Source organism: Citrobacter sp. S-77 (genome assembly GCF_963864895.1).
GTDB classification, from domain to species: domain Bacteria; phylum Pseudomonadota; class Gammaproteobacteria; order Enterobacterales; family Enterobacteriaceae; genus Citrobacter; species Citrobacter murliniae.
In genome coordinates this window covers 3,669,687-3,696,427 of sequence record NZ_CAWLWU010000002.1, presented here as the reverse complement: position 1 = coordinate 3,696,427, position 26,741 = coordinate 3,669,687, and the positions used below count along the sequence as shown (strand labels likewise).

The following is a 26,741-nucleotide window of genomic DNA, read 5'->3' as shown; positions in this document are numbered from 1 at the left end:
CTGCTCTCCTTACAGTGCGCATGACACGCAGCCTTCGATTTCAGTGCCTTCCAGCGCCAGCTGGCGTAGTCGGATGTAGTACAGCGATTTGATCCCTTTTTTCCAGGCATAGATCTGCGCTTTATTGATATCGCGGGTGGTGGCGGTATCAGGGAAAAACAGCGTCAGTGAAAGACCTTGATCGACATGTCGTGTCGCTTCGGCGTAGGTATCAATGATTTTTTGCGGACCGATTTCGTAAGCATCCTGGTACATGTCCAGATTGTCGTTGGTCATAAACGGGGCCGGGTAGTAAACGCGCCCGGTTTTACCCTCTTTACGGATCTCCACCTTCGACACAATCGGGTGGATACTTGAGGTCGCATGATTGATGTAGGAGATAGAGCCGGTCGGTGGAACGGCCTGTAAATTCTGGTTATAGATGCCGTAGCGCATCACATCGTCACGCAGTTGTGACCACATTTCGCGCGTCGGTAATGTAATGCCGCTGTGGGCAAATAACGCGCGGACTTTCTCGGTTTTCGGTTGCCAGTTTCCCTGCAGATATTGCGTAAAGTATTCGCCGCTGGCGTAACGGGACTGTTTGAATCCGGCAAAGGTTTTACCGCGTTCGCGGGCTAGTTTCATCGATGTGTTCAGCGCATGCCAGGTGATGGTGTAAAAATAGAGATTAGTAAAATCCAGCCCTTCAGGTGAACCGTAGGCAATGCCTTCTCGCGCCAGATAACCATGCAGATTCATCTGTCCGAGGCCAATGGCATGTGAGGCGTTGTTTCCGGCTTCAACAGACGGCACGCTGCGGATATGGCTCATATCAGAGACCGCGGTTAAGCCGCGAACCGCTGTTTCAACCGTGCGACCAAAGTCCGGTGAATCCATAGTGTGAGCGATGTTGAGCGAGCCGAGGTTGCAGGAGATATCGTGTCCGATCTGCACATAGTCAAGATTTTCGTCGTACGTCGAGGCACTATTGACCTGCAAAATCTCGGAGCACAGGTTGCTCATATTGATGCGTCCGGCAATCGGATTGGCACGATTCACCGTGTCTTCAAACATGATGTACGGGTAGCCTGACTCAAACTGGATTTCCGCCAGCCGCTGGAAGAAATCGCGGGCATTAATGTAGCTTTTGCGCACGCGCGCATCAGCAACCAGTTCGTCATAGTGTTCACTGACGGCGATATCACCAAACGGTTTGCCGTAAATGCGCTCCACGTCATAAGGGGAAAACAGCGCCATCTGCGCATTTTCTTTGGCCAGACGGAAGGTGACATCCGGGATCACCACGCCGAGAGAGAGCGTTTTGATGCGAATTTTTTCATCGGCGTTTTCGCGTTTGGTATCGAGAAAACGCAGAATATCCGGGTGATGTGCATGCAAATACACGGCCCCCGCACCCTGACGTGCACCCAGTTGATTAGCATAAGAAAATGCGTCCTCCAGCATTTTCATTACCGGGATCACACCGGAAGACTGATTTTCAATGCGCTTAATAGGTGCACCAGCTTCCCGCAGGTTAGAGAGCAAAAACGCCACGCCACCGCCGCGTTTGGAGAGTTGCAACGCGGAGTTTACCGCCCGTCCAATTGACTCCATGTTGTCTTCAATTCGCAACAGGAAGCAGGAGACCAGTTCACCGCGCTGTTGTTTACCGCAGTTCAAAAATGTCGGTGTAGCAGGCTGAAAGCGCCCGGAGAGCATCTCATCGGTAAGCTGCATGGCAAGCGTTTCGTCACCCTGCGCCAGCGTTAACGCCACCATCGTCACACGATCCGCAAAATCTTCAAGGTAGCGCTTACCGTCAAAGGTTTTTAGCGTATAGCTGGTGTAGTACTTCCATGCGCCGAGGAAGGTCTGGAAGCGGAATCCTCTGGCGTGGGCGTGGTCAAAAAGCCTCACCACGAAAGCGCGATCGTAACGAGTTAAAACGCTTTCGTCGTAATAACCGTCACGGATGAGCGTATTCAGACGCTCATCCTGGCTGGCAAACACCACCGAGTTGGGGCGGACGTGGGAAGTAATAAAAGCGTCCACCGCCTGATGGTCTTTATCGAATTGAATCCGCCCGGCTTTATCGTACAGATTCAGCATGGCGTTAAGGGCGTGGTAGTCCAGCGTTTGCGGGATTACGCGTTCTGCGGTTGTCGTTGCCAAAATTCACTCACTCCTTTTCGGACATTGTCGATATCGCTTTGCGTTCCCATCAGCTCAAAGCGATAGAGCCACGGCACGCCGCATTTTTGTGAGATAACCTCACCCGCGCGGCCATAGGCTTCGCCGAAATTGCGATTGCCGGAGGCGATCACGCCGCGTATTAATGCCCGGTTGTGCGTATCGTTTAAAAAGCGGATCACCTGCCGTGGGACCGCACCAGCCGTACCGCCGCCGCCGTAAGACGGCACGACTAAAATGTAAGGTTCGTCTACCCGGATTCGTTCGCGCTCATTAAGTGGGATACGAATAGCGGGCATCTCCAGACGCTGCATAAAGCGATGGGTATTTTCGGAGCTGCTGGAGAAGTAGACGAGGGTATTCATGCGCTGGCCACATGGGGTTGCGGGCGCAGGCGGTTAATCATATCCGGGCGGAATCCTGACCAGCTGGTTTCACCTGCGACTACCACCGGTAACTGACGAAAACCTTGTTCACGCAGCGTGTCTGCCATGTCTGGCAACAGATCGACATTCACCATTTCAAAATCAAATCCGCGGTTTTCCATTGCCCGCTTAGTGGCATGGCACTGAACACAGTTGTTGCGAGTGTAAATAATAATGCGCATGATTCGTATTTCCATCTAAAAATAAAAGAACGGCGCGATAACAGGCGTCGGGTTGTGTGTGTCTTGATACAGAAGATACTAGATGTAGTTTTAAAAAGATTCAACCATACAAGATATGGGAATTTTAGATTGAAAGTGTTCAGAGTAACGAGCGGAGCGGGGGAAGAGGATGAGTGACGTATAAATTGCCCGATGCCTACGCTTCTCGGGCTTACTGACAAGCATGGAGAGGCCCGATAAGGCGGTTTATCGGGCAGCCCGCAATTACATACGCATGCTTACCGCCAGGCGGTTAAAGCAATTCATCAGGCTAATTGCGAATGTCAGGTCGCTAATCTCTTTGGCGCTAAAATGGTCAAGCAGCGGCAGATAAACATCATCTTCGGCATGAGTTGTGACGATGTGTGTGACAGACTCGGCCCACGCCAGTGCCGCACGTTCCTGCTCACTGAAATGATGACTTACACGCCATCCCGCCAGTGCGTCCAGCTTGGTTTGTTCAACGCCAGATTTGCGCAGCGCTTTACTGTGCATTTCCAGACAAAATGCACAGCCGTTAATTTGTGAAATGCGCAGATAAATCAGTTCCGTCAGCGTGGTGTCCAGAGCGCAGTTTTCCAGCGCTTTGCTGGCCTGAACCAGGGCGTTATAGACTTCAGGGCTGAGTTCATAGTAGGGCTGGCGTAACATATTCATGGTATTTCTCCTCGTTTGGATGACCAGCAATGTAGCACTATAATGGTCTGCAAAAGAGAGCCATATTTTCACTAAAAAAGCAGACCATAAATGCCACGCTACCAGCAAATCGCCCGCCAGTTAAAAACCGCTATTGAGAAAGGTGAACTTAAGCCTGGCACAAGATTACCCTCCAGCCGTACATGGTCTCAGGAGCTGGGCGTGTCACGTTCGACGGTGGAAAATGCATACGCTGAGCTGGTGGCTCAGGGCTGGCTTGTGCGACGTGGCCAGGCCGGAACGTTTGTGAGTAGACAACTGCGGCTGGATACAACGTCTGCTGCCCCTGTTGTATACGCCGGAGAAAGTCCAACGCCGCAGTTGTTTCAGATGGGGCTGCCCGCTCTCGATCTTTTCCCCCGGGAAACCTGGGCGCGGGTAATGGGGCGGCGTTTGCGCACACAGACGCGTTTTGACCTTGCGCTGGGAGATGTTTGCGGTGAACTGACGTTACGCCAGGCTATTGTCGATTACCTGCGCGTTTCACGCAGCATTGAGTGCCTGCCGGAGCAGGTGTTTATTACTTCTGGATATGCGGCATCGATGACATTAATCCTACGCGCTCTGGCAAAACCTGGTGATGGAATGTGGGTAGAGGATCCGGGTTTTCCGTTAATCAGGCCAGTAGTGGCGCAGGAAAGGGTTGAAATGATGCCTGTTCCGGTCGATGAAGAGGGACTGGATGTGTACGTCGGGATCCGTGACTATCCACATGCGCGCTTTGCGCTCCTCACGCCAGCTCACCAAAGTCCGCTGGGGGTATCGCTTTCGTTAGCCCGTCGACATCAGTTGCTGGAGTGGGCCGCCCGTGCGCAGGCATGGATCATTGAAGATGACTACGACAGTGAATTTCGCTACCACGGAAAACCGTTGCCACCGCTAAAAAGCCTGGATGCGCCACAGCGGGTTATTTATGCCGGAACGTTCAGTAAATCGCTGTTTCCTGCACTGCGCACGGCATGGCTGGTGGTCCCCCTGACTCAGGTGTCGCGGTTCCGCCAGCAAGCGGCGCTAACGGCCTGTAGTGTTCCGGTTTTATGGCAACAAACGCTGGCTGATTTTATCCACGGGGGGTATTTCTGGCGGCATCTGAAGAAGATGCGACAACATTACGCTCAACGACGTCAATGGATGGAAACTGCGCTGACAGAGCAAGGATTTACCGTAGTTCCTCAGGACGGCGGGATCCAACTGGTGATGTCGGTTAGCGGAGAGGACACAGTATTAGTACGTAAAGCTAACCTCGCGGGTCTGGCAGTTCAGGCTTTAACTGATTGGCGAATAACATCGACAGGAAAGGGCGGAATACTGCTGTCATTTACCAATATTAGATCTGTGGAAATGGCGCAGCAGGCCGCATATCAACTTCGGCTGGCAATGGCCTGATTGTCAGTCGTTCTGTAGATATTTATCCCGTCATATTCACTTCTTTATGGACTTTTCTGAAAGCGTTGCTAATGCTGAATCAGGTAAGGTAAGCCCGCAGTAAAAGATAACGAGGAAAATAATATGTATTTACGACCAGATGAGGTGGCGCGCGTACTTGAAAAAGTGGGCTTTACCGTCGATGTAGTCACACAGAAAGCTTATGGCTATCGACGTGGTGAAAATTATGTGTACGTTAACCGGGAAGCACGCATGGGACGTACCGCTTTAGTTATCCATCCCACGCTAAAAGAGCGCAGTTCATCGCTGGCTGATCCCGCAACAGATATTAAAACCTGCGATCACTATCAGCAATTTCCGCTTTATTTAGCGGGAGAAACCCATGAACATTATGGTATTCCGCACGGCTTTAGCTCGCGTGTTGCGCTTGAGCGTTATTTAAATGGGTTGTTTGGTGACGTGAGTTCGAACTAAAGGCGCGACTGGCGATGCCAGTCGCGAAGAAGATGTATTTAGGCTTTAGCCTGGTGATAGCTGCTGACTTTAAACAGGCGGCGGCAATAATCAAGGAAGTAGCCATACACAGCCCCCATCAGCATTGATACCACGATGTTTGAACTTACTGCAGCTGTAATCTGGTGCCAGTCAGCGCCAACCGTCAACAGAATAACGACATATACCGGAGACTGGAACGTTACATACGCCAGCACATCTGCCAGATTTTTAGCCCATCCGGCTGACGTGGCTTTACGCGCCGCGCGCATGAATAAATCACGGTACATACCATAGGGCCAGGCGATCAGAATGTTAACAGGGATAGCCACCAGTCTGGAAGAAAGCGATTGTTCAAAGGTCATTCCAGAGAGGAATACTTCGATCAACATGTTCACGACAGAACAATAAACAACCATCGCGAACGTGTCTGCTACAGCATGACGCAAGCGTGACTGCGGAGAGAACATGTTAATGCTCCTTGTAAAAAGGGAAGAAAAGGTTTTGAATACCTTTTAACTAGTGTTTTATCTTGCTGCTTTCGCGTTTTAATAGGATATATGGCTACATAATAACTGGCAACTAGCTTAAAATTTTTATTTATTGTCTTTTTGTCGATAAAATGCTCTGTGTTGGTTCGTTTTTTGTTCGTTTTGGCATTTTCGTTGCTGTATTGGTTAAAACTATTTTAAATCAATGTCTTATTTTGACTTGTTTTTCTGAATTTTTTGAGCTCCTTTCTGAATGTGAATTGATGTTGGGTATGTCTGCCAGACCAGACTGTACGTTGTGATTTTCTGTATTGTGGGTATATGATTTAAGAGGCCGTCAGCCATATTTATTTTAATACTCACGTTATATAAAATATCGGAAAATCGACTCACCCGTACCAACAGGTAAATAATAAGAAACGTTGTTAGCTTAATACTTTGCGACAAAATATACTGGAAATAGAAAAAACAATCGAATACACTTCCTGCCGTATTACTGTTTTTGATTTCTGCGTTAAAGAGGTTTTATTAATATGAGCTTAATGTTAAAAAACTTAAATAATATCCGCACACTGCGTTCTATGGCCCGTGAATTTCCCATCGAGGTTCTTGAAGATATGTTGGAAAAATTCAGGGTAGTTACCAAAGAAAGACGCGATGAAGAAGAAAAGCTACAGCGTCAGCGTGCAGAGCAGCAGGAAAAAATTAATACGTTGTTGGCGCTGATGCAAGCTGATGGAATTAATCCAGAAGAGTTGCTGAGTATGGTGCCAACCACGTCACGGGGCGGAAAAAAACGCCAACCGCGTCCGGCGAAATATCATTTTACTGATACCAATGGTGAAACGAAAACATGGACCGGACAAGGACGTACACCGAAGCCCATTGCTCAGGCACTGGCTGCTGGTAAATCTCTCGACGATTTTTTAATCTGATAGCAATGCGGTGAGGAGATCCTCACCGCTTATTTCAGCAAACGCCGAAATCACCGTCTTCGGAATATCGCGTAACATCAGCAGCTTTCAGTGTGAATTTCTCACCGCTTTCGTTACTGGCTTGTACGGCCACAATCTGATCTCCATTCACTTCGACAACTTTCAGTTTTGGTCCGCCCATACGTGGTTGCACCAAATCGCCAGGTTTAAACATACTGCGCTCCTTTCTTTATCACATGGTCCACCATAGAGCACGTCAATTGGCGGGTACAGCGCTGTTTCGGTTATTACCGCTTAATGAGTACGTCGGTTCCACGGCATTTTATCCAGTAGCCGTGCCATGCCACAAAAGCCGGTAACGCCAGCAAGAACCAGACCAGCGCCGACAAAACCGCTGAGTAAGAAGAAGCCGCTGTTGACCGTGTAACCGAGAACGACGCCGAGTAAGGCAAGGCTACCAGCCGCAATCTGCACCTGACGCATCAGCGGCAACGGCTGTGAGTTATCTTTTGTTACCGGCAAACCTGCAGCTTTCCAGCCGTCGATTCCGCCCTCAAGCAGCCAGACCTGTGCAGGCGCGGCGGTGGCATGCAATTTGGCTGCGGCGTTTTGTGTGCGCTTGCCCGACTGGCAGTGAAAAATAATGCGCTCGGCCCGCAAATTTGTGGGTAGTGAGTTCTGTTCCAGGGTGGATAGCGGGGCCAGTTGCGCCTCTGGGATATGCTCGTACAGATACTCATCTGCATCACGGATATCAATCAGTTTTGCCCCTTGTGCCAGGAGCGCCTGTGCTTCGCGCGGGGAAATTATCCCAATGGTCATGATGGTTCCTTATGGGCAATACAGTGTTTTTAATGTGGCGATAAGTGAATTCACCGCCGCATTTTTAATGAAATAGAGGATGCGCTGAGCATCTCGCTGGCTTTCTATCAGACCTTCCTCGCGCATTCGCGCCAGATGCTGGGAGGTCGCGGAAGGACTCAAGCCGGTAATGCGGGTTAATTCACCCGCGCTGGTACCCGGTGAACCGCAGAGCATGCACAAAATCAGCAACCGTTTCGGATTGCTCATCGCTTTGAGCAGGGCGGCCGCTTTTTCAGCGCTGGCCTGGAGTTGTTCAAGTTCAGTCATAGTTATTTAAGTGAGTTCTAAATTAAGCACATTCTAAAATAAACAATCATCGTACGCCAGCGTAAAGAGAGTAAAGGAGGGTAAAACCGCAGGGGAGGGCTGGCAGAGTTGAGTACACTGGTTATGCTTAGAGACGAAATCTCTTTTTATACCCGTCATACTTAAGTTGCATGCGCGTTGGCTACGAGTTACACGACTCATCCATGAGTCTCGCCTTACGGGCGGTTGTTCCGTAGCGCTCAAATCTGTTTCTGACAGATTTGTCGCTCACCCGAATCACTTGCAAGAGCAAGCTCATCGGGACTCACTCTTTTGCCGCCTGGCTGCAACTCAAATTATTTTGGGTATACACAATGATTAATTTTTTGCTTGTATGGAGTGTGTATGGGTTTCTGGAGAATTGTTTTAACTATTATTTTGCCTCCGCTTGGTGTACTGCTGGGGAAAGGATTTGGCTGGGCGTTTATCCTCAATATCGTACTGACACTGCTGGGTTACATCCCCGGTCTTATTCATGCATTCTGGGTACAGACGCGTAACTAATCTTTTCCACTATTGCGGCGCATCTGCGCCGCTTTCCTGATCGATCCTTCCCCTCTGCTACACTTCTTGGTGTTGATTGTTAATAACCGAGGTGAATATGGGTCTCTTCAATTTTGTGAAAGATGCGGGTGAAAAACTCTGGGATGCGGTTACAGGAAATCATGGTGGTGACGAACTGGCGAAAAAGGTGCAGGAACACCTGAGTAAAACCGGTATTCCAGATGCAGATAAAGTGAACGTCCAAATTGCCGAAGGTAAGGCGACCGTTTCTGGAGATGGGTTAAGCCAGGAAGCGAAAGAAAAAATTCTGATCGCGATCGGTAATATCTCCGGTATTGGTAGTGTGGATGACCAGGTCAAAACTTCTGCGCCGGCGAATGAAAGTCAGTTTTATACGGTGAAGTCCGGTGACACGCTGAGCGCTATTTCGAAACAGGTTTATGGTAATGCTAACCTGTACAATAAGATATTCGAGGCGAATAAACCGATGCTGAAAAGCCCGGATAAAATCTATCCCGGGCAGGTTTTACGTATTCCGGAAGAGTAAAGAAGAACAGGTTTATTCCGTCAGAAGTTTTCCGGACATGGCCTGCTGAATAATAGGAATTGGCGTCAGCAGGTGCTGGCGCATTAATTCGCTGGCGCGCTCTGCATCGCGCGCCATAATTGCTTCGGTAAGCGTCTGATGCTGATCGTGTTTATCTTCAAGCATTTCAACGGATAGCACCGTTTTACGCAGCCAGATAAACCGGTAGCGTGCTGCGAGATCGAACAACCGTTCGCGCATTTGCAGCAAATAGTGTGAACCGCACCCGGCAACAATTGCCGTGTGAAACGCCTGATGTCGCTGATCCCACTCATCCAGCATCTGCTCGCTGGCGTCAACAGCTTCAAGCTTGCTCAGCATATGTGCCCGCGCCAGAATCTCTGCTTCCCAGGCGTCGTCCCCGCGCTCAATTGCCAGACTCACCAGCATCGCCTCCGTATTAGCGCGGGCGTCAAAAATATCGAGCAGCTCCTGCTCTGACATCGATGCCACACGATACCCTTTCTGATTGACCACCGTGACCAGCTGTTCTGCTACCAGTTGCGAAAGCGCCTCGCGCAACGGCCCGACTCCCAGTTCATAGCGCGAGGTCAGCAGGCTCATTCGCAGTTTTTCATCAGGCTGATACACACCACGGATGATGTCGTTTTTGAGCCAGCGGTACCCATCAATGGCCGTCGGTTGGGAAATGGCGGTCATGGTCATACTCCTGAAAAGGTTTCCCGGCCTGTGCCGGGAACGGATTTAATGCGTATTTTGCAACGGTGCTTTTTGCCACGATAGCAGTTTTTTCCAGCGTGACATAATTGGCACGGTGCAAATAATCCCGATGGCGAGCAGCCCGGTTGAGATAACCTCCAACTGTTGCGCCGGGCGAAAGAGCATCACCACTAATACAAAGATAATAAAGGCGATGACCAGCCAGGTCAGCCACGGATAGAGCCACATTCTCAGCTTAATTTCCCCGCCTTGTGCCAGCAGGATCTTGCGCATCCGGAGCTGGGAAATAGCAATCACCAGATAGACCAGCAGCGCGATGGCGCCAGAGCTGTCGATCAGAAACTTAAACACTTTTGCTGGCGCGTAATAGTTGACGATCACGGTGAGGAAAGCGGCCCCAGTCGACAGCAGCACCGCGACATAGGGTGTTTTGCTACGGTTAGTTTTGCCCATAAAAGCTGGGGCATCTCCACGACGGCTCAGGGAGTAGAGCATCCTGGATGCCGTATACAGCGCAGAGTTCAAACAACTGGTTACCGACAGTAAAATGACGCAGTCCATGATCAGTTTCGCGTGCGGGATGTGCAGTAATTCCAGCACCGAGCGGTAAGAGCCAACCTCTTTAAGCCCCGGCATGTTCCACGGGATCAATGCCACCACCACGAAAATTGAGCACAGATAGAAAATAGAGATACGCCAGATAACCGAGTTCGTGGCGCGCACGATGTGTTTATCCGGGGTGTCGGACTCCGCGGCGGCAATGGTAACAATCTCCGCGCCCATAAAGGAGAACATGGTTATCAGCATCGCGCTGAGCACCGCGCCAAAACCGTTAGGCATAAAGCCGCCGTGATCCCACAGCCGTGAAATTCCACTGACCTCAGCGTAGGGATAGAAACCGCTAATCGCTGCCGCGCCCAGGGCGATAAACGCCAGAATGGCAATCACTTTGCACAGCGCCAGCCAGAACTCGAACTCACCGTAATTTTTGACGCTCAGCAAATTACTGCCGGTTAACGCCAGCGTGATAACCAGCGAGAACAGCCAGACAGGAATGCCCGGGATCCATGAGTGCAGTATTATGGCGGCAATATTAGCTTCCAGTGGGATCACCAATACCCAGAACCACCAGTACAGCCAGCCGATGGTATAACCAGCCCACGGCCCGATAGCCTTGTCGGCGTAAGTAGAAAAGGAACCGGTATCTGGGGTGGCAACGGCCATTTCGGCCAGCATGCGCATAATCATCACCACCAGTAATCCGGCGAACAGATAGGCCAGCAATACCGCAGGTCCTGCTTCTGCAATGGCTACGCTTGAACCTACAAACAGACTTGCACCGATAACCCCGGCAATAGATAACATGGTGACGTGGCGTGATTTCAGCCCGCCCCCTAAATCATGTGATTGTGACACTTGCCCCATCTTTTAAACCTCTCGAAAGTATTTCACTTGGGAGAGCACCCCGGCATTCCCGCGCCGGGGCACGCGTATAATTGTTATTGGATATTTTTACCGGACGGCCTTATCCGTTTTGTTTTGCTTGTTTGTCGGATGGCGGCGTAAAGGCCTTCTCCGACCTACAGATTGCGCCATCCGGCAATTAGTGCTGCTTCGCCTCATCAAAACACTGGGCGATAATGTCCAGTCCCTGGCGGATTTGCGCATCTTCGATGGTGAGTGGCACGAGGATACGCAGTACGTTGTAGTACGGCCCACAGGAGAGCAGGATCAGCCCTTTATCACGGGCCCGGGCAACGATCTCAGCAGTCAGTTTGGCATCTGGCTTGTTGTGGTCGCCGTCTTCGAACAGTTCGATGGCAATCATCGCTCCCAGGCCGCGAACATCACCGATTTCGCGATGTGTTTCGGCGATTGCCAGCAGCCCATCACGCAGGGTCTTGCCCAGCTCATTGGCTTTTTGCAGCAGGTTTTCCTGCTCGAAAATGTTCATCACCGCCAGCGCAGCGGCACAGGCAATCGGGTTACCGGCATAAGTGCCACCCAGACCGCCTGGGGGGATGGCGTCCATCACTTCGGCGCGTCCGGTAACACCTGCCAGCGGGAAGCCACCGGCGATGGATTTAGCGAAGGTGGTGATATCTGGCGCGACGCCCATCTGCTCCATGGCAAACAGCGTGCCGGTACGGCCCGCGCCGCTTTGCACTTCATCGGCAATCAGCATGATCCCGTGTTCATCACAAATTGCGCGCAGGCGTTGCATAAAGGCGGGGGAAGCGGCGTAAAAACCGCCTTCGCCCTGTACCGGCTCAATCACGATGGCGGCGACATCTTCCGGGGCGGCGTCGTTTTTAAAGATTCGATGGATGCTGGCGATAGCATCGTCTTCGCTGATACCGTGCAGAGCGCAAGGATACAGTGCGCGATAAACGTGGCCCGGCATTAGTCCCATTCCGGCAGAGTACGGATTGACTTTCCCGGTTAATGACAGGGTGTAGTGGGTACGACCGTGATAGGCGCCGCTAAAGGCGATGGTGCCGGTTCGTTTGGTGGCGGCTCGGGCAATTTTCACCGCGTTTTCCACCGCTTCAGAGCCGGTAGTGACCAGCAGCGTTTTCTTAGCAAAATCGCCCGGCACCTTCTTGTTCATGATTTCGCAAAGTTCCAGGTACGGCTCATAAGCCAGCACCTGGAAGCAGGTATGCGACAGCTTTTTCAGCTGAGCTTCTACCGCAGAGACAATTTGTGGATGCAGGTGACCGGTATTCAGCACCGCGATACCGCCAGCAAAGTCGAGGAACTCGCGGCCTTCAACGTCCCAGACCCGGCAGTTTTCTGCGCGTTCGGCAAAAATAGGGTGGATCTGTCCTACGCCACGAGGAACGGCATTGCTGCGACGTTGCATAAGTTCTTTATTGGTGCTCATCAGGTGTTCTCCAGTATTTGTTTTATTAAAGGCCAATGCACATATATTTGATTTCTAAGTAATCTTCGATGCCGTATTTAGAGCCTTCACGACCAAGGCCAGAAGCTTTAATTCCGCCGAATGGGGCGACTTCATTGGAGATGATGCCGGTGTTAATCCCGACGATGCCGTACTCCAGCGCTTCGCCGACGCGGAAAACGCGGCTTAAATCGCGGGCGTAGAAGTAAGCCGCCAGACCAAACTCGGTATCGTTGGCTTGTGCGATGACGTCAGCCTCATCTTTAAAACGAAATAGCGGAGCCAGCGGGCCGAAGGTCTCTTCTTTGGCGACCTTTGCGTTGTCAGGTACTTCCACCAGAATGGTGGGCTGGAAGAAGTTGCCGCCCAGCGCATGCGCCTTGCCACCCGTGATAACCCGAGCGCCTTTCTCCAGCGCATCTGCGATGTGCTCCTGCACTTTGGCAACCGCTTTCTCATCAATCAGCGGCCCGGTGGTGACGTTGGGCTCCAGGCCGTCGCCGAGGTGCAGCTTGCTCACGGCCTGCTGGAGTTTCTCAGCAAAACGTTCATACACGCCGTCCTGAATATACAGACGGTTGGCGCAGACGCAGGTCTGCCCGGCGTTACGAAACTTCGATGCCAGCGCGCCTTCCACCGCTTTATCGAGATCGGCATCGTCAAAGACGATAAACGGCGCATTGCCGCCCAGTTCCAGCGACACCTTTTTGATGTCTTTAGCGCATTGCTGCATTAACTGACGACCAATCTCGGTAGAGCCGGTAAACGACAGCTTGCGTACCAGCGGGTTGCTGGTCAGCTCGTTGCCAACTGCGCCAGCCGAGCCGGTGACGACGCTGAATACGCCCGCCGGGATCCCGGCGCGATTGGCCAGCTCCGCCAGCGCCAGCGCTGAGTAAGGCGTCTGGCTGGCCGGTTTGAGTACCATCGTGCAGCCTGCCGCCAGCGCCGGACCGGCTTTGCGGGTGATCATCGCCGAAGGGAAGTTCCACGGCGTAATCGCGGCGGTCACGCCGATAGGTTGCTTAATGACGATCAGGCGCTTATCGGCCTGATGACCTGGGATGGTGTCGCCGTAGATACGTTTGCCCTCTTCGGCAAACCACTCAATAAAGGAGGCGGCATAAATGATTTCACCTTTCGCTTCCGCCAGCGGTTTCCCCTGTTCGAGGGTCATCAGACGGGCGAGATCGTCCTGATGTTCAATCATCAGGTTAAACCAGCGGCGCAGAATATTCGCCCGCTCTTTGGCGGTCAGCGTCCGCCATGCGGGCAGTGCACGGTTAGCGGCTTCAATGGCCTCGCGGGTTTCATCCGCACCCATTTTCGGTACGCTACCTAACTGCTGACCATTTGCGGGGTTGGTCACCGCGATGGTCTCGCCGCTGTTGGCGTCACGCCAGTGGCCGTTGATCAATGCCTGCTGGCGAAACAAGGTTGGATCGTTAAGTTGCATGATTGCTTCCTGTCATAAAATGTTTAACGAGTGAATGCGGCGTGTAATGTTTCCACGCTACGTGCCGCACGCAGCGTGCGTCCGGGGTTGCTCTGGTTTTCCAGCAGCGCATGAACCTTGCTGACGATATGTGCGCCGATAGGGATTGCCGACGTCGCCGCCGGAGAGGGGGCATTGCAGGTATGAATTGAACGTGGCGTGGTGACAAACAGAAAGTCGTCGATCAACTTACCGTCAGGCGATACCGCCTGCGCACGTACGCCCGCGGGCCACGGCTGCAGATCTTTTTGCGTCAGGCTCGGGCAGTACTTTTGTACCAGCCGCAGATAGCCGCTTTTGCACAGTGAGTTTTTCATCTCACTAAGGCCGGAACGCAGGTTATTTTGCAGCACCCGGCGGATGCCGGAGGAACCTAATATCTCCAGCGTGTCGCTGAGGGAAATATCGCGTTTGCGATAACCTTCACGTTTAAACGCCAGTACTGCGTTAGGACCTACCGTTACGCTGCCGTCAATCATGCGGGTGAGATGAACGCCAAGAAACGGCATCGCCGGGTCGGGAATGGGGTAGATCAGATGGTTGACTATCTGGTTATGCTCTGGCGCCAGACGGAAGTATTCACCGCGAAACGGGCAGATGATAAAGCCGGGGTCGACGCCAAGCATTTTCACCAGTCGGTCAGCCATCAGCCCGGAGCAGCTAATCAGCGTCGCGCCCTCATATTCCTGACCCTGGCGGGTATGCACGATTACACCTGTAGCGTGTTCTTTCAGCGCGCTGACTTCGGCGTTGTAAATAATCTCACCGCCTCTGGCCTGAAAGATTTTCGCCATTGCAGCCGTCACTTCACGGTAGCTGACAATCCCGCTCGACGGGACAAAAATACCGCCCAGTCCGGTGATGTTCGGCTCACGCTCACGCAGTTCTTCAGCGTTCAGCCACTCGCGTTCTAATCCGTTGGCGGCGGTGCGATCCCATAAGGCGCGCATCCGCTCCATTTCCAGTTCAGAGGTGGCAACCAGCATTTTTCCGCAGACGTCATAGCGGATGTCGTTTTGGTCGCAAAAGGCTTTGGTAGCACGATTTCCGGCCAGGCAAAACTGTGCCTTCAGGCTGCCGGGGGTGTAATAAACCCCGGCATGGATCACGCCGCTATTGTGGCCCGTCTGGTGACAGGCCGGGCCGGACTCTTTTTCCAGCAGCGCAATTCTGGCGTCCGGATAGACATCAATCAGCTGCATGGCGGTCGACATGCCGATAATGCCGCCGCCAATAATCACAAAATCATACATCCGCTATTTTCCTTCGCGCTTACTGATGGGTCTGGTAGTGGTTGGTGGAGTAAGCAAAGTAACCACGCTGGCGCATCAGTTCACGGCGCAGATCAGGATGCGACGTAAAGCGATCGCGACCGTGCAGCCAGAACAGGTTGTTGATCAGCAGGAATTTGCCGACAGAAACCGGAACAGACAGGATGCTTTTGCTGGTTTCCAGCGCGTCTGAGAGATCGCTCAGCCAGACACCTTCTTCATAGTCTTTTGGCTGGACGAACTGATCGATGTAGCGCATGACCGGGCGACCCTGTTGGTCGACGTCAAACACCGGATGAAACACGTCCTGGCTGACGTTTTTGCTTGGTGGCGCGGCGAAGCGCATAGCGCGGCGTGCCAGCGGATGGGTGAAGTACTGATCCAGATGTTCCCAGTCATCAAGGTGCAGCAGCAGTGAGTTACCGCCGGTCATGTTCTGCTCGTCGATCTTCATCATCAACACGTAGTCGGTGATTTCTTCGAGGTAGGTTCCGTCGTTATGCAACTCCATTACACGGTGCGGCTGGCGCAGATAGCTGTCTGAGTTATCAACGTTTTTAACCACAAAACGCGCATAGTACTGACCGCTCATCGCATCAAAATTGGAGCGTCCGATAAGATGTGCGACTGCCGTTGCCAGCTTGACCATCTCTTCTGCTTGCGCCACGTCATCAACACCCACGGCGTTGATCAGTAGTGCGCCTTCAGCACGATCCAGCAGCGTTTTCAGCAGCAGAGGCTGCAACTGATTACCGCACAAATCGTCGAGGATTTTGCTCACTTTAAATCGCAAGAAAGATTTGTATTCCAGTGCCTGCACCGGCCACTGTGCCACAGCTTGCAGAAATTGCTCCGTAGTCTCGGCGGAGAAAGTCAGTTCCAGCAGGCGTGGAGACTGGGCTGATGGTTTCAGCGTGAAACCGCTGTAGTGCTGGGCTGGATCTTCAGCGTTCGGTTTTACGGCAGTCAGTGCGTTCATCAGAATCGATCCTCTCAGTAGATTGTCAGGGAGACATGGCGATGCTCGTTTCGTAGCCATAAATTAAAAATATCTACATTTTTGAAAAGTGCGCACAAAATGGACTGCTTTGTTTGTTATTTGTGATCAAAAGCAACAATTATTTAACAATATAAAAGGTGAGGGTAAGTGTGATGCAGGGAAGAAAATCAAGAAGGGAATGTTTTAAAACAATGAGTTAATAATGCTGCCGCTGATAAAGGATGCAGCGGCAGCAAAATATCAGTAGCCGACTTTATAGACGCGACCAGTTTGTATGCCTTCCACGCTGCGGCGAAAAGCATTTGCCACCGTAGCGGCGGGCACGCTTTCAAAACCAGGGAAGAAACTATCGTAAGCGTCGGCGGATTCGCTCAGCACGGTGGGACTGATCAGATTAATGCGAATTCCGCGCTCTAATTCGCAGGCAGCAGCGCGAACAAAACCTTCCAGCCCGGCATTGACGGTTGCAGCGCTTGCCCCTTGCGCAATCGGCTCATGAGCGATGATGCCGCTGATAAGCGTAATTGAACCGCCATCATTCAGATAGTGTTGCCCGGTTAATGCCAGCCGCACCTGACCTAACAGCTTATCCTGCAACCCCTGATTAAACTCGTTGTCGGTCATTGTCGACAACGGGCCAAAGAACAGGTTGCCGGTGGCGGACACGATCGCATCTACCCGACCGATTTTTTCAAACAACGCCTGCACGCTCTCCTGAGAAGTGATATCAACCAGGTAATCACCCTGTGTGCGGCCCACGCGAACAACGTCATGTGTACGGCTCAATACTTCTGTGACTGCGCGACCGACTGTGCCGCTGGCACCAATAACGACGATTTTCATAACCACCTCCTGAATAGTGTGAGCCACCATTCTTTAATGAAAATTAAATCAGATAAACTGGCTAAAAGTTAGATGATTGCTAACCAGAGGTTTGTAATATGGACAAGTTGCGCGGCATGGAAACATTTATCGCCGTGGTGGAGAGCGGTAGCTTTACCGGCGCGGCAACGCGACTGGAGATGTCGGCGGTAATGGTGGGGAAATATATCGCCCAGCTTGAAGTTCAGCTCGGTACGCGTCTGCTGGAGCGTAATACCCGTCGCCAGAGTTTGACCGATGCCGGGCGGGTTTACTTTGAAGAAGCCAGACGAGTATTGGAGCAGGTGGCAATAGCTGAAAGCTCGGTAGAGCGCTTGCGGCTGGTACCTGCTGGCACGCTGCGCATCAGCGCACCAACCTCATTTGGCGCATGTGTGGTATCGCCGTTGGCTGCTGCTTTTTTACAGACCTGGCCGGAGGTACGTCTTGAACTGGATCTGACTAACCGGATGGTTGATCTGGTAGATGAGGGTGTGGATCTGGCGATCCGGATTGGTGATATTCATCAGACTGATGTAGTGGCGAAATACCTGTGTCCGTACCGTATGGCGATCTGCGCCTCACCGGAGTATCTGGCCCGTCACGGTACGCCCCGAACGCCGGCAGATCTGGTGGATCATTTGTGTTTATCCCACACGGTGTGGACGGCCCGCAACGAATGGAAGCTGCCGGGCGTGGAGGGGGAGGTCAGATGGAAACGCGATGCGATCCTGCGTTGTAACGATGGCCACGGCCTGCGTATGGCGGCGGTCGCAGGGGCGGGTCTGCTGTTGCAGCCCGAGGTTTTACTGGCCGAAGAACTCACAAGTGGCAGGTTGGTTCGGGTACTGGAGGGCTTTACACCTGAACCGCGCCCGATACATCTGCTGTGGCGGCAGGATTTACGCCCGCTGCCAAAGCTGACGCAGTTTGTCGAGCATGTCCTGGCAGGAACTCAGGGTTTACGCTCAAAATAAAAATGTCGGATGGCGCTGCGCTTATCCGGCCTACAGTGGCGATCAATCGTAGGCCGGATAAGGCGCGTCATTTTACTAACCGATGTCCACCTGCGGCTTGTTGTGGCGCTTACGGATCAGACGCAGCACGGGTGGGATCACGATAACCATCACTGCCAGTACCAGCAGTACTTTTGCCACCCCGCTTGCCCACAGAATATCTATGTTGCCATTACTGATAGACAGCGCGCGACGCAGATTCTGCTCCAGCATTTCCCCCAGTACAAACCCGAGAATCAACGGTGACATCGGGAAGTGCATTTTTCGCAGTATGTAGCCCAGTACGCCGAGGGCGACCATCAGCACCAGATCGAAAGTGGTACTGTGGACTGCATAAACGCCTACTGCGGAGACTGCGGCAATGGCCGGAACCAGGAACCACAGCGGAATGGTTAGCATGCGGGTAAACAAACCTATCAGCGGAATGTTCATCACCAGCAGCATCACGTTAGCAATCAGCAGCGCTGCAATCAGCCCCCAGACGATATCTGGTTGCTCGGTGAACATTGCCGGGCCTGGCGTGATGTTGTACAGCGTCAGCGCACCCATCATCACCGCTGTGGTACCGGAGCCAGGCACACCGAGCGTCAACATCGGAATAAAGGATCCGCAGGCCGAGGCGTTGTTCGCCGCTTCTGGTGCGGCAACGCCACGAATATCCCCTTTACCAAAGCTGTCGCTGTTACCGCTGAGTTTTTTCTCAGTCATGTAGGTGATTGCGCTGGCGATGGTCGCCCCGGCGCCTGGTAGCACACCGACAAAAAAGCCAATCACCGACGAGCGAAGTGTCGCGCCCACACACTGCATACCTTCTTTGGCGTTAAACAACATGCGGCCTGTTTTACGCACCAGCGTCTGGCCACTGCTGGTATGTTCCAGCATTAACAGTATTTCTGAGACAGAGAACAACCCAATCACCACCACGATAAACTGCACGCCGTCGGAGAGATGGACACTGTCAAAGGTGAAGCGATAGACCCCGGTGTTGGCATCTACGCCGACGGTCGCAAGGCCGAGACCGATTAGCGCTGCCAGAAATGATTTCAGTGGGTTTTGCGCCATCATGCTGCCGAGGCAGGCAATGGCGAAGACCATTAAGGCAAAGTATTCTGCCGGACCGAAAGCCAGCGACCATTGCGCTAACGCCGGGGCAAACAGAATGATGCCACCGATAGCGATAAGTGAGCCGAAAAAGGAGCTGACCGCCGAGATAGAGAGCGCCACGCCGCCGCGCCCTTGCTGCGCCATCGGGTAGCCGTCAAGCGCGGTCATAATGGCGGCTGCATCGCCGGGAACATTGAGCAGAATCGAGGAGATGCGCCCGCCGTATTCACAGCCGATATAAACAGTGGCCAGCAGGATCAGCGCAGATTCTGCTGGCAGATGCAATGCGAAGGCCAGCGGCAGCAGGATCGCCACGCCGTTGATGGGCCCGAGGCCCGGCAGCAGCCCAACGATGGTGCCAACAAAACAGCCGATCAAGGCGATAACCAGGTTTTCCGGCGTCATCGCCACCGCAAAGCCCTGAGAAAGATATATCCAGGTATCCATCGTTTCTCCGTTAACCCAGCCAGGCGCCGAGTGGTAAGGTGACGTCAAGCAGCCGATCGAAGGCATACCACAGAAGAATGCCGAGGACAGAGCCTGAAATACCCGCAGCCGGAATGGTGGCACCGAACAACATGCCAATCACCACGGTGAGAATGGCGGTGGCGATCGGAAAGCCCAGCCATTCAAACCCCCAGGCGTACATCAACAGAACAATCACCATCGTGAGCAGTTTTTGCAGCACGTGGCGGCGAGGCCAACTGATGGTGTCCGGGTGACGCAACAGCAGCGCCACGGCGCACAGGAGCATCAGGCTGATAATGCCAAGTGGAAAGGGACGCGGCCCAACCGGTTCATAACTGTATTCGCTGCTGATTTGCCAGGCTATGAACAGCCCGGCGATACAGAGCAACAGCCAGATACCCGCAAAAATACGATCGCTCATCATCAATGTCCCTGCGGTTATTTAGCCAGGCCGAAGGCTTTCGCCTGCTCACGATAATCGGTGACCTGCTTCTTCACGTAATCGTCGAGCTGCTTGCCGCTCATGTTGAATTCGAACAGACCGCGCAGTTCGCGCTGCTTTTTAAACTCATCGGTCTGCTGGAGCTTGTTAAATGCTTCAACCCACCACCGATATTCAGCATCGCTGACTTTTGGTCCGACGTAGAAGCCACGGATGATCGGCCACACGAGGTCATAGCCCTGCTCTTTAGCTGTAGGGACATTTGCCAGTTGGCCAGGCAGACGTTCGTCAGAGAACACTGCCAGCACACGGATCTTGTCGCCGCTGAGATAGGGCACCATTTCGCTGAGATCCCCAGACACTACCTGCACATGATTTCCCATCAGCGCAGTCACCGGCTCGCCGCCGCCTTCAAACGCCACGTAACGCATCTTGTGCGGATCGACGTTGGCTTTTTGTGCCAGCAGCGCTGACTTCATCCAGTCCTGACTGCCGATAGAAGCACCAGCACCAATCACCACGCTGTTGGGATCTTTCTCCATGGCCGTCAGCAGATCTTTCAGCGTTTTCCACGGTGAGTCGTTGCGTACGGCAATCATGCCGTAATCAGTTCCCACGCTTGCCAGCCAGCGCACATCATCGACGCCATAGCGACCAAACTTGCCCTGCGACAGGTTCAGCAGCGAGCCGCCAGAGAAGGCCACCACGGTTCCCGCCTCGGCAGGGCGTTGCGCGACGATGGCGTTATAGGCTACCGCGCCCACCCCGCCGGGCATGTAGGTCACGCGCATCGGTTTTTCGATAGCACCCGTTTCCATCATGCTCACCTGAATCAGCTTACAGGTGAGGTCGAATCCCCCGCCGGGTTTCGCCGGAGCGATACATTCAGTGCGTGAGGGGGCTTGTTCAGCCAGAACAGCGGTACTCATCAGTAACATGCTTGCAGTAAGGGTACGAAGTAATTGTTTTTTCATTATTTATCCTCGCGCCGGGCGATCGGAGTTTCGGGTACGAAAGAAGATTTTTGTGATTATGTGAGCCGATGTGTAGCAGTTCGGTTGCATGATTGTTAAAACATTAACCTTTCAATTCCCTTTCAATGCGGCAGAAACTTTACAGGATGTGATATGCGTCTCTTATTAGCGGAAGATAACCGTGAATTGGCTCACTGGCTGGAGAAAGCGCTGGTACAAAACGGTTTTGCTGTCGATTGCGTCTTTGATGGGCAGGCCGCCGATCATCTCTTGCATAGCGAAACGTATGCGTTGGCGGTTCTGGACATCAATATGCCGGGGCTGGATGGTCTGGAAGTCGTTCAGCGACTGCGCAAACGCGGGCAGACGCTCCCGGTTCTGCTGCTGACGGCGCGTAGCGCAGTGGCTGACAGAGTGAAGGGGCTGAACGTCGGGGCCGATGATTATCTGGCGAAGCCGTTTGAAATTGAAGAGCTTGATGCGCGACTGCGGGCACTGCTGCGACGTAGCGCAGGCCAGGTGCAAGGTATACAGCAACTGGGGGAACTGGCATTTCATGATGAAGGTTATTTTCTGTTGCAGGGGCAGCCGCTGGCGCTCACGCCGCGTGAACAGGCGCTGCTGACGGTGTTGATGTACCGGCGATTACGCCCGGTTTCGCGCCAGCAACTGTTTGAACAGGTCTTCAGTCTGAGCGATGAGGTCAGCCCTGAAAGCATTGAACTGTATATCCATCGCCTGCGTAAAAAACTGCAGGGGAGCGATGTGAGGATCGCGACGTTGCGCGGCCTGGGTTATGTGCTGGAGTGCTGTGATGAAGTGGGTTAAGCCCCAGTCGCTGTACCTGCAGTTATTAATGTTTCTTGGCTTGCCGCTGTTGCTGCTGTGGGGACTGTCGGCGTTTAACAGCTACGTTAGCGCTCTACAGGCAGCGACGCAGGCGTATGACCGGACGCTGCTCTCATCGGCCAGAACGGTGTCTGAGCGACTTGTGGTTCGTAATAAACAGCTCGAAGTCAATGTGCCATGGGTGGTGCTGGACAGCTTTGAACTGAACATGAATGACAGGCTGTATTACAAAGTGGTTGATCCGGCGGGGAAGGTGATTTCCGGCTATGACGATTTACCTGCGATGCCGCCAGCTACATCGCGCACCCGGCTTTATCCGGCGCTGGCGTGGTTTTATCACACTGAGTATCGCGGGGAGGCTATCCGCGTGGCGCGTCTTCTCCAGCCGGTGAACGAAGGGGGAATCGTTGGTATGGCGGAGATTTATGTCGCTGAAACGCTGCAATCGCGGCGCTATCTGGCGGGGCAACTGCTCTTTTCCTCATGGGTTTCTCAAGGGTTGCTGGTGTTACTGACGCTGGTGCTGGTCGGCTGGCTGCTTCGTCGGGTATTACGCCCCATGCGCCAGCTGTCATCATTGATGGTACGCCGTGAACCGGGGCTGTTGACGCCGTTGCCGGAGCTGCTGCCATGGTCGGAAACCCGTCTGCTGATTGTGGCATTCAACCGCTATATCGACCGGCTACGCGCGCTTATTTCGCGTCAGGAACGCTTTAGCGCAGATGCATCTCATCAGCTTAAAACTCCGCTGGCGGTGCTTAAAACCCAGGCGGCGGTAGCCCTCGCCAGCCCACAGCCGCAGCAGTGGTATGAGAGTTTACAAGCGATGAGTTCGACGCTGGATAGCACCATTCAACTGACAGAAAGGCTACTGCAGCTTTCCGCGGTAAAGCGTAAGGAGCAGGGGGAAAGACATTTTTCACCGGTCAATCTGTATGAGGTCGTGCAAACCAGCTGTTTTACTCGTCTGGCGCAGGCGCGCAGTAAAGCCATCGATCTGGGTTATGAAGGTGAACAGGACGCAGTATGGATTGAAGGAGATGAGGTTCTGCTTGGTGAGCTGTGCGGGAATCTACTGGATAACGCGCTGAAATATACGCCAGCGCAGGAAATAGTCACCGCCAGACTACTACGAGAAGGGGAAGCGGTGGTGCTGGTGGTTGAAGACAGCGGTCCCGGTATTGATGATGATCGGATGCATCAGGCGCTGTTGCCGTTTCATCGCCTGGATAATGTCGGCAATGTTCCCGGAGCGGGTATCGGTCTGGCGCTGGTGAATGACATCGCGCGTTTGCACCATACGCGTCCACACCTGTCTCGCAGTGAGACGTTAGGAGGGTTGAGCGTACGGGTACGGTTTTTGAGCGTATCGTGCTAAGAAAGAGATACAGATGCTGTTTATCGTCTGTCTGTACCCCTGGTCTTTCAAGCTGCCTCAATGCACTCGAAATCTATTGGGTATATATTCCAATTAATTAACTTTATTATTAATTAGAATTTTAATGGTTTCATTTTGTTATTTATTGGATGGATGTGTGGAGAATATTTTTATAACTCTCTCTGTGTTGAGCATTAACTTAGCAGTAATGGTGGGCAAAAAAGGAAAAACAGATGATATTTATCATACATAAGTGGGTATTCCATAGTCTATGGATTGTTATCTGTCAATAGTCGCTTTGTTGCTAATAATCATTTTTTTTGATAATGATAATCAAGTGCTGATATTTTTAATAACCTTAAAAATCATATAAATACATACTATCAATGGAGCCAGAGTCACATTGTGTAGCATTATTTTTTACATTTACTGACAATGTACCATTGCGTTTTTTTGACTTGTGATATAATTAGCAACATGAAAAGAGCAAAAAATAATTAAAGATCAATAGATAATAGGCTGGGATATGCTGAAAAATTCGCTAAAGATTAGCAGTCAAGGATACCCAGTATTTATAAAACTGGTCGATTTTATTGTTATCAACTTAACGTTGATTGTTAGCGCACATCTGTTGAATATGGCGCCATTTAAGACAGTTGCTATTTTGAGTGTTCTTTTTTCTACCTTTTTTCTGCTGTTTGCTGAATATACTAAAATGTATCAGCAAAAAATAAAGACCATTGGCTTACGTAATCAAAAACGACTGCTTTCTTGTACCTTGCTGGCGATTATTTCTATTGAGATAGTCAGCGTTGCGGTGGCTGAACCTCAGACATTAGGATACTTAAGTAAACTGGACAACCCAGTTTGTTCAGCTATTATTTTTTGGTATCTCTTTCCCTTACCTTTTTTATATTACATTCGTTTTTTCATTTTTAAATATTCAACCAAGAAAAATGTTCGCGTAGCGATTATTGGTCTTACCGATAATGGCCTCGCTGCAGAAAATGCATTGATGAATGAATATTCCAATATCCAATTAGATTTGGCCTTTTATGATGAACGCAGCTTATCCCGCTGCGGTGATTTTGTTAACAGAATTAAAAGCCCCTTTAGAGGGCCGGTGATCAACCTGGTTGAAGAGGCTAAACTGGGAAATATAGATGAAATCTATATTGCGTTGCCGATGGTGGCGCTACAACGTATTCGTCATTTTTTGGCCATGATGTCTGATACCACGGTTGATACCTATATTGTGCCTGATTTTTATACTTACAGTAACAATATGTCTAAGTTGAGATCTATCCATAATCTGCAAACTATCGGTATCTTTAGTTCCCCGTTTGAAGGGGCCGGATCGTTTATTAAGCGGGCTGAAGATTTGGTGCTGGGCAGCATTATTATGGTGATGATCTCTTCGCTAATGTTAGCGATCGCTATTGGTATCAAACTCACTTCACGTGGGCCAGTATTTTTTAAACAAGACCGCTATGGTTTGAGTGGGCAAAAAATTAAAGTCTGGAAGTTTCGCTCTATGCGGGTAATGGAGAATTCCGACACGGTGATTCAGGCCACGAAGAACGATCCGCGAGTGACGAAATTTGGTAGTTTTTTGCGTCGAACGTCGCTTGATGAGTTACCTCAGTTTATTAATGTGTTGCAAGGCAGCATGTCGATTGTGGGTCCAAGACCGCATGCGGTTACGCATAATGAGCAATACCGTAAGCAGGTAGAAAATTACATGATCCGCCATAAAGTTAAGCCTGGGATCACTGGCCTCGCGCAAATTAACGGGTTTCGTGGGGAAATTGATGCGCTCTACAAGATGGAAAAACGCGTTCAGTATGATATCGAATACATTCAAAACTGGTCGTTATGGCTGGATATAAAAATTATTATTAAAACTATTTTCAAAGGATTTGTCGGTAAGAATGCATACTAAATTAATAGTTATTACCGGAATCGTGATATCGCAGTCCGCATGGGCTGATTTAACACCGAAATCACACATTGGCTTTGCCGGGATCGACTTCCAGGGCAAGGTTGCTGTGGACTACGGTTATGATGATAACGTGACTTATCAGCCACATAACAGTGATGCTATTGGTTCCTCATTTCAGAGCGCAGCGCCAGTGCTGAGTATGATCGGAGAGCGCGGTCAGGATAAGTATTTACTGATGTATTCCGGCGATTACCGTAACTATTCAAGCGATTCCGCTGATAACTACAACGATCATTTTTTCCGTTTTAACGGTGCCTGGCGTTATGGGCAAATGCACGGTTTAACTCTCAATCTGGAAGATTCTCTTGGGCATGAAAATCGTGGTCGTGATATCACTGAAGGTTTTCTGCCGGGCCAGTTTCGGCAGTACGGAATTACATCTCCGCTGACGACAAATTTTATCAACAGTGAATTACGCTATAGCTACGGTGCGCCAGATGGACGTGGTAAAGCGGAGTTGGCGTTGTTATATAAAAAACTGACTTTCGGTAACACGCAGGATACGCAAGATACCAGTGAGGATTTTTACAATTACATCCTTGATCAGGAATGGCATGAAAATAGCCTGGTTGCAGAGATTTTTGATCAATACACATCCAGAACGCGTTTTCGCTATAGTTTTATTACTAACCAACGTCACTATGATAACAACTCAGAAAAAGACAGTAATGAATATTATTTGCTTTACGGTCTGAAATCGCAGCTGACGGGGAAAACCAATGTCGATATGAATATCGCCTGGTTGTACAAAACATTTGAAAACAGCCCAAACTCGCATGATTTTAATGGTCTAAACTGGGATATTAAGGGAGAGTGGAAACCGTTAAAACAGTCTGTTTTTACCGCTCGTACCGCGCAAAGCATTAAAGACCCATCGGAAGTTGGGGGGTATATTTTAGTGACTGAGTATGGGGTTTCTTACCAGCATTTTTGGTTAGGTGAACGCTTTTCAACCATTCTCGACTATGCCTACACCATGGAAGACTATAAGAAACAAAACAAGGACCGACATGATAAAAATGGTGTCTTCAGTGTAACCATGAGCTATGACTACACACCGTCTGTTAATTTTGAGATTAAATATCAGTTAGATACATTAAATTCGAATAAGGATACTGACTCGTTCTTTATCGGTCCCAATGACAATCAGGAAGTCATAAGAACGTTAGGTTATGATAATTCGATGATTATGCTTAAAGCTAAGGTTCAGATCTAAA

28 protein-coding genes are annotated in these 26,741 nt (G+C 51.2%); 10 read left to right on the top strand and 18 right to left on the bottom strand.

Translation table 11 applies throughout. The features are described from left to right. Positions 1-9 precede the first annotated feature (9 nt). From nrdE to AACS05_RS18165, 4 genes are all read right to left on the bottom strand, one after another. Entirely contained in the window at positions 10-2,154 is a 2,145-nt protein-coding gene (gene nrdE, locus AACS05_RS18180) for a class 1b ribonucleoside-diphosphate reductase subunit alpha (protein ID WP_045446570.1), read from the bottom strand. After that, positions 2,127-2,537 carry a class Ib ribonucleoside-diphosphate reductase assembly flavoprotein NrdI gene (gene nrdI, locus AACS05_RS18175; RefSeq protein WP_045446567.1) on the bottom strand — a complete coding sequence of 137 codons (411 nt, stop codon included), beginning with the start codon at positions 2,535-2,537 and terminating at the stop codon, positions 2,127-2,129. Before nrdI ends, nrdE begins: the two co-directional genes overlap by 28 nt. Further along, positions 2,534-2,779, bottom strand: coding sequence for a glutaredoxin-like protein NrdH (nrdH, locus tag AACS05_RS18170; RefSeq protein WP_045446564.1), 246 nt, complete (start codon positions 2,777-2,779; stop codon positions 2,534-2,536). Before nrdH ends, nrdI begins: the two co-directional genes overlap by 4 nt. 264 nt (positions 2,780-3,043) lie before the next feature. Next, positions 3,044-3,475, bottom strand: coding sequence for a carboxymuconolactone decarboxylase family protein (locus AACS05_RS18165; protein WP_045446560.1), 432 nt, complete (start codon positions 3,473-3,475; stop codon positions 3,044-3,046). Positions 3,476-3,565: 90 nt separating this feature from the next. Here AACS05_RS18165 and pdxR point away from each other — a divergent pair, with 90 nt between their 5' ends. Together pdxR and AACS05_RS18155 are read left to right on the top strand one after the other, a co-directional pair. Continuing rightward, complete coding sequence (pdxR, locus tag AACS05_RS18160) at positions 3,566-4,900, top strand: MocR-like pyridoxine biosynthesis transcription factor PdxR (protein WP_045446557.1); 1,335 nt, start codon at positions 3,566-3,568, stop codon at positions 4,898-4,900. Between the two features lie 123 nt (positions 4,901-5,023). Further along, positions 5,024-5,374, top strand: a complete 351-nt coding sequence (locus tag AACS05_RS18155) for a DUF2002 family protein (RefSeq protein WP_045446554.1) — start codon at positions 5,024-5,026, stop codon at positions 5,372-5,374. 38 nt (positions 5,375-5,412) lie between these two features. Here AACS05_RS18155 and alaE read toward each other — a convergent pair whose 3' ends face one another. Then, positions 5,413-5,862, bottom strand: coding sequence for an L-alanine exporter AlaE (alaE, locus tag AACS05_RS18150; RefSeq protein WP_045446551.1), 450 nt, complete (start codon positions 5,860-5,862; stop codon positions 5,413-5,415). A gap of 554 nt (positions 5,863-6,416) precedes the next feature. On the opposite strand from alaE, the gene stpA reads away from it, so the two are divergent. Next, positions 6,417-6,818, top strand: coding sequence for a DNA-binding protein StpA (gene stpA, locus AACS05_RS18145; RefSeq protein WP_045446547.1), 402 nt, complete (start codon positions 6,417-6,419; stop codon positions 6,816-6,818). A gap of 34 nt (positions 6,819-6,852) precedes the next feature. On the opposite strand, the gene AACS05_RS18140 is transcribed toward stpA, so the two are convergent. The 3 genes from AACS05_RS18140 to AACS05_RS18130 all read right to left on the bottom strand — a co-directional run bounded on the left by AACS05_RS18140 (position 6,853) and on the right by AACS05_RS18130 (position 7,949). Then, the gene (locus tag AACS05_RS18140; RefSeq protein WP_045446544.1) at positions 6,853-7,032 is read right to left on the bottom strand and encodes a hypothetical protein; all 180 of its coding nucleotides are present in this window, start codon (positions 7,030-7,032) and stop codon (positions 6,853-6,855) included. An 80-nt stretch (positions 7,033-7,112) separates the two neighbouring features. After that, the gene (locus tag AACS05_RS18135; protein ID WP_045446541.1) at positions 7,113-7,640 is read right to left on the bottom strand and encodes a rhodanese family protein; all 528 of its coding nucleotides are present in this window, start codon (positions 7,638-7,640) and stop codon (positions 7,113-7,115) included. A gap of 9 nt (positions 7,641-7,649) precedes the next feature. Further along, on the bottom strand, positions 7,650-7,949 hold the full coding sequence (locus AACS05_RS18130; protein WP_045446538.1) for an ArsR/SmtB family transcription factor: 300 nt from the start codon (positions 7,947-7,949) through the stop codon (positions 7,650-7,652). 384 nt (positions 7,950-8,333) lie between these two features. Between AACS05_RS18130 and AACS05_RS18125 the strand changes: the two genes are divergently transcribed. Together AACS05_RS18125 and lysM are read left to right on the top strand one after the other, a co-directional pair. Further along, positions 8,334-8,492, top strand: a complete 159-nt coding sequence (locus tag AACS05_RS18125; RefSeq protein ID WP_045446535.1) for a YqaE/Pmp3 family membrane protein — start codon at positions 8,334-8,336, stop codon at positions 8,490-8,492. Positions 8,493-8,589: 97 nt separating this feature from the next. Beyond that, on the top strand, positions 8,590-9,039 hold the full coding sequence (lysM, locus tag AACS05_RS18120; protein ID WP_045446532.1) for a peptidoglycan-binding protein LysM: 450 nt from the start codon (positions 8,590-8,592) through the stop codon (positions 9,037-9,039). Positions 9,040-9,051: 12 nt separating this feature from the next. On the opposite strand, the gene csiR is transcribed toward lysM, so the two are convergent. From csiR to AACS05_RS18085, 7 genes are all read right to left on the bottom strand, one after another. After that, positions 9,052-9,738, bottom strand: a complete 687-nt coding sequence (gene csiR, locus AACS05_RS18115) for a DNA-binding transcriptional regulator CsiR (RefSeq protein WP_045446529.1) — start codon at positions 9,736-9,738, stop codon at positions 9,052-9,054. Between the two features lie 45 nt (positions 9,739-9,783). Next, positions 9,784-11,184: a GABA permease gene (gene gabP, locus AACS05_RS18110; protein ID WP_045446526.1), complete on the bottom strand. Its 1,401-nt coding sequence runs from the start codon at positions 11,182-11,184 to the stop codon at positions 9,784-9,786. Between the two features lie 178 nt (positions 11,185-11,362). After that, the gene (gabT, locus tag AACS05_RS18105) at positions 11,363-12,646 is read right to left on the bottom strand and encodes a 4-aminobutyrate--2-oxoglutarate transaminase (protein ID WP_045446523.1); all 1,284 of its coding nucleotides are present in this window, start codon (positions 12,644-12,646) and stop codon (positions 11,363-11,365) included. Between the two features lie 25 nt (positions 12,647-12,671). Next, entirely contained in the window at positions 12,672-14,120 is a 1,449-nt protein-coding gene (gene gabD / locus AACS05_RS18100; protein WP_045446520.1) for an NADP-dependent succinate-semialdehyde dehydrogenase, read from the bottom strand. Between the two features lie 23 nt (positions 14,121-14,143). After that, the gene (lhgO, locus tag AACS05_RS18095) at positions 14,144-15,412 is read right to left on the bottom strand and encodes an L-2-hydroxyglutarate oxidase (protein WP_045446519.1); all 1,269 of its coding nucleotides are present in this window, start codon (positions 15,410-15,412) and stop codon (positions 14,144-14,146) included. Positions 15,413-15,431: 19 nt separating this feature from the next. After that, the gene (gene glaH, locus AACS05_RS18090) at positions 15,432-16,409 is read right to left on the bottom strand and encodes a glutarate dioxygenase GlaH (protein WP_045446517.1); all 978 of its coding nucleotides are present in this window, start codon (positions 16,407-16,409) and stop codon (positions 15,432-15,434) included. A gap of 261 nt (positions 16,410-16,670) precedes the next feature. Continuing rightward, on the bottom strand, positions 16,671-17,273 hold the full coding sequence (locus AACS05_RS18085; RefSeq protein ID WP_045446515.1) for a short chain dehydrogenase: 603 nt from the start codon (positions 17,271-17,273) through the stop codon (positions 16,671-16,673). 98 nt (positions 17,274-17,371) lie between these two features. On the opposite strand from AACS05_RS18085, the gene AACS05_RS18080 reads away from it, so the two are divergent. After that, a complete protein-coding gene (locus AACS05_RS18080; RefSeq protein WP_045446514.1) occupies positions 17,372-18,268 on the top strand; it encodes a LysR family transcriptional regulator in 897 nt (298 codons plus the stop codon). A gap of 75 nt (positions 18,269-18,343) precedes the next feature. Here AACS05_RS18080 and AACS05_RS18075 read toward each other — a convergent pair whose 3' ends face one another. Genes AACS05_RS18075 through AACS05_RS18065 form a run of 3 tightly spaced genes read right to left on the bottom strand, consistent with a single transcriptional unit; the run spans position 18,344 to position 21,295 of the window. Beyond that, positions 18,344-19,858, bottom strand: a complete 1,515-nt coding sequence (locus AACS05_RS18075; RefSeq protein WP_045446512.1) for a tripartite tricarboxylate transporter permease — start codon at positions 19,856-19,858, stop codon at positions 18,344-18,346. 10 nt (positions 19,859-19,868) lie between these two features. After that, positions 19,869-20,303 (bottom strand): tripartite tricarboxylate transporter TctB family protein, encoded by a 435-nt coding sequence (locus AACS05_RS18070; protein WP_136345262.1) that lies wholly within the window; start codon positions 20,301-20,303, stop codon positions 19,869-19,871. A 14-nt stretch (positions 20,304-20,317) separates the two neighbouring features. Next, on the bottom strand, positions 20,318-21,295 hold the full coding sequence (locus AACS05_RS18065) for a Bug family tripartite tricarboxylate transporter substrate binding protein (RefSeq protein ID WP_045446510.1): 978 nt from the start codon (positions 21,293-21,295) through the stop codon (positions 20,318-20,320). Between the two features lie 153 nt (positions 21,296-21,448). On the opposite strand from AACS05_RS18065, the gene tctD reads away from it, so the two are divergent. The 4 genes from tctD (at position 21,449) to AACS05_RS18045 (ending at position 26,740) form a co-directional block, all read left to right on the top strand. Beyond that, positions 21,449-22,123, top strand: a complete 675-nt coding sequence (tctD, locus tag AACS05_RS18060; protein ID WP_045446507.1) for a transcriptional regulator TctD — start codon at positions 21,449-21,451, stop codon at positions 22,121-22,123. After that, positions 22,110-23,522 carry a sensor histidine kinase gene (locus AACS05_RS18055; RefSeq protein ID WP_045446504.1) on the top strand — a complete coding sequence of 471 codons (1,413 nt, stop codon included), beginning with the start codon at positions 22,110-22,112 and terminating at the stop codon, positions 23,520-23,522. Before tctD ends, AACS05_RS18055 begins: the two co-directional genes overlap by 14 nt. A gap of 526 nt (positions 23,523-24,048) precedes the next feature. Then, positions 24,049-25,464: an undecaprenyl-phosphate glucose phosphotransferase gene (locus tag AACS05_RS18050; protein ID WP_045446501.1), complete on the top strand. Its 1,416-nt coding sequence runs from the start codon at positions 24,049-24,051 to the stop codon at positions 25,462-25,464. Next, a complete protein-coding gene (locus tag AACS05_RS18045) occupies positions 25,454-26,740 on the top strand; it encodes an outer membrane beta-barrel protein (RefSeq protein ID WP_045446498.1) in 1,287 nt (428 codons plus the stop codon). Before AACS05_RS18050 ends, AACS05_RS18045 begins: the two co-directional genes overlap by 11 nt. Position 26,741 lies beyond the last annotated feature (1 nt).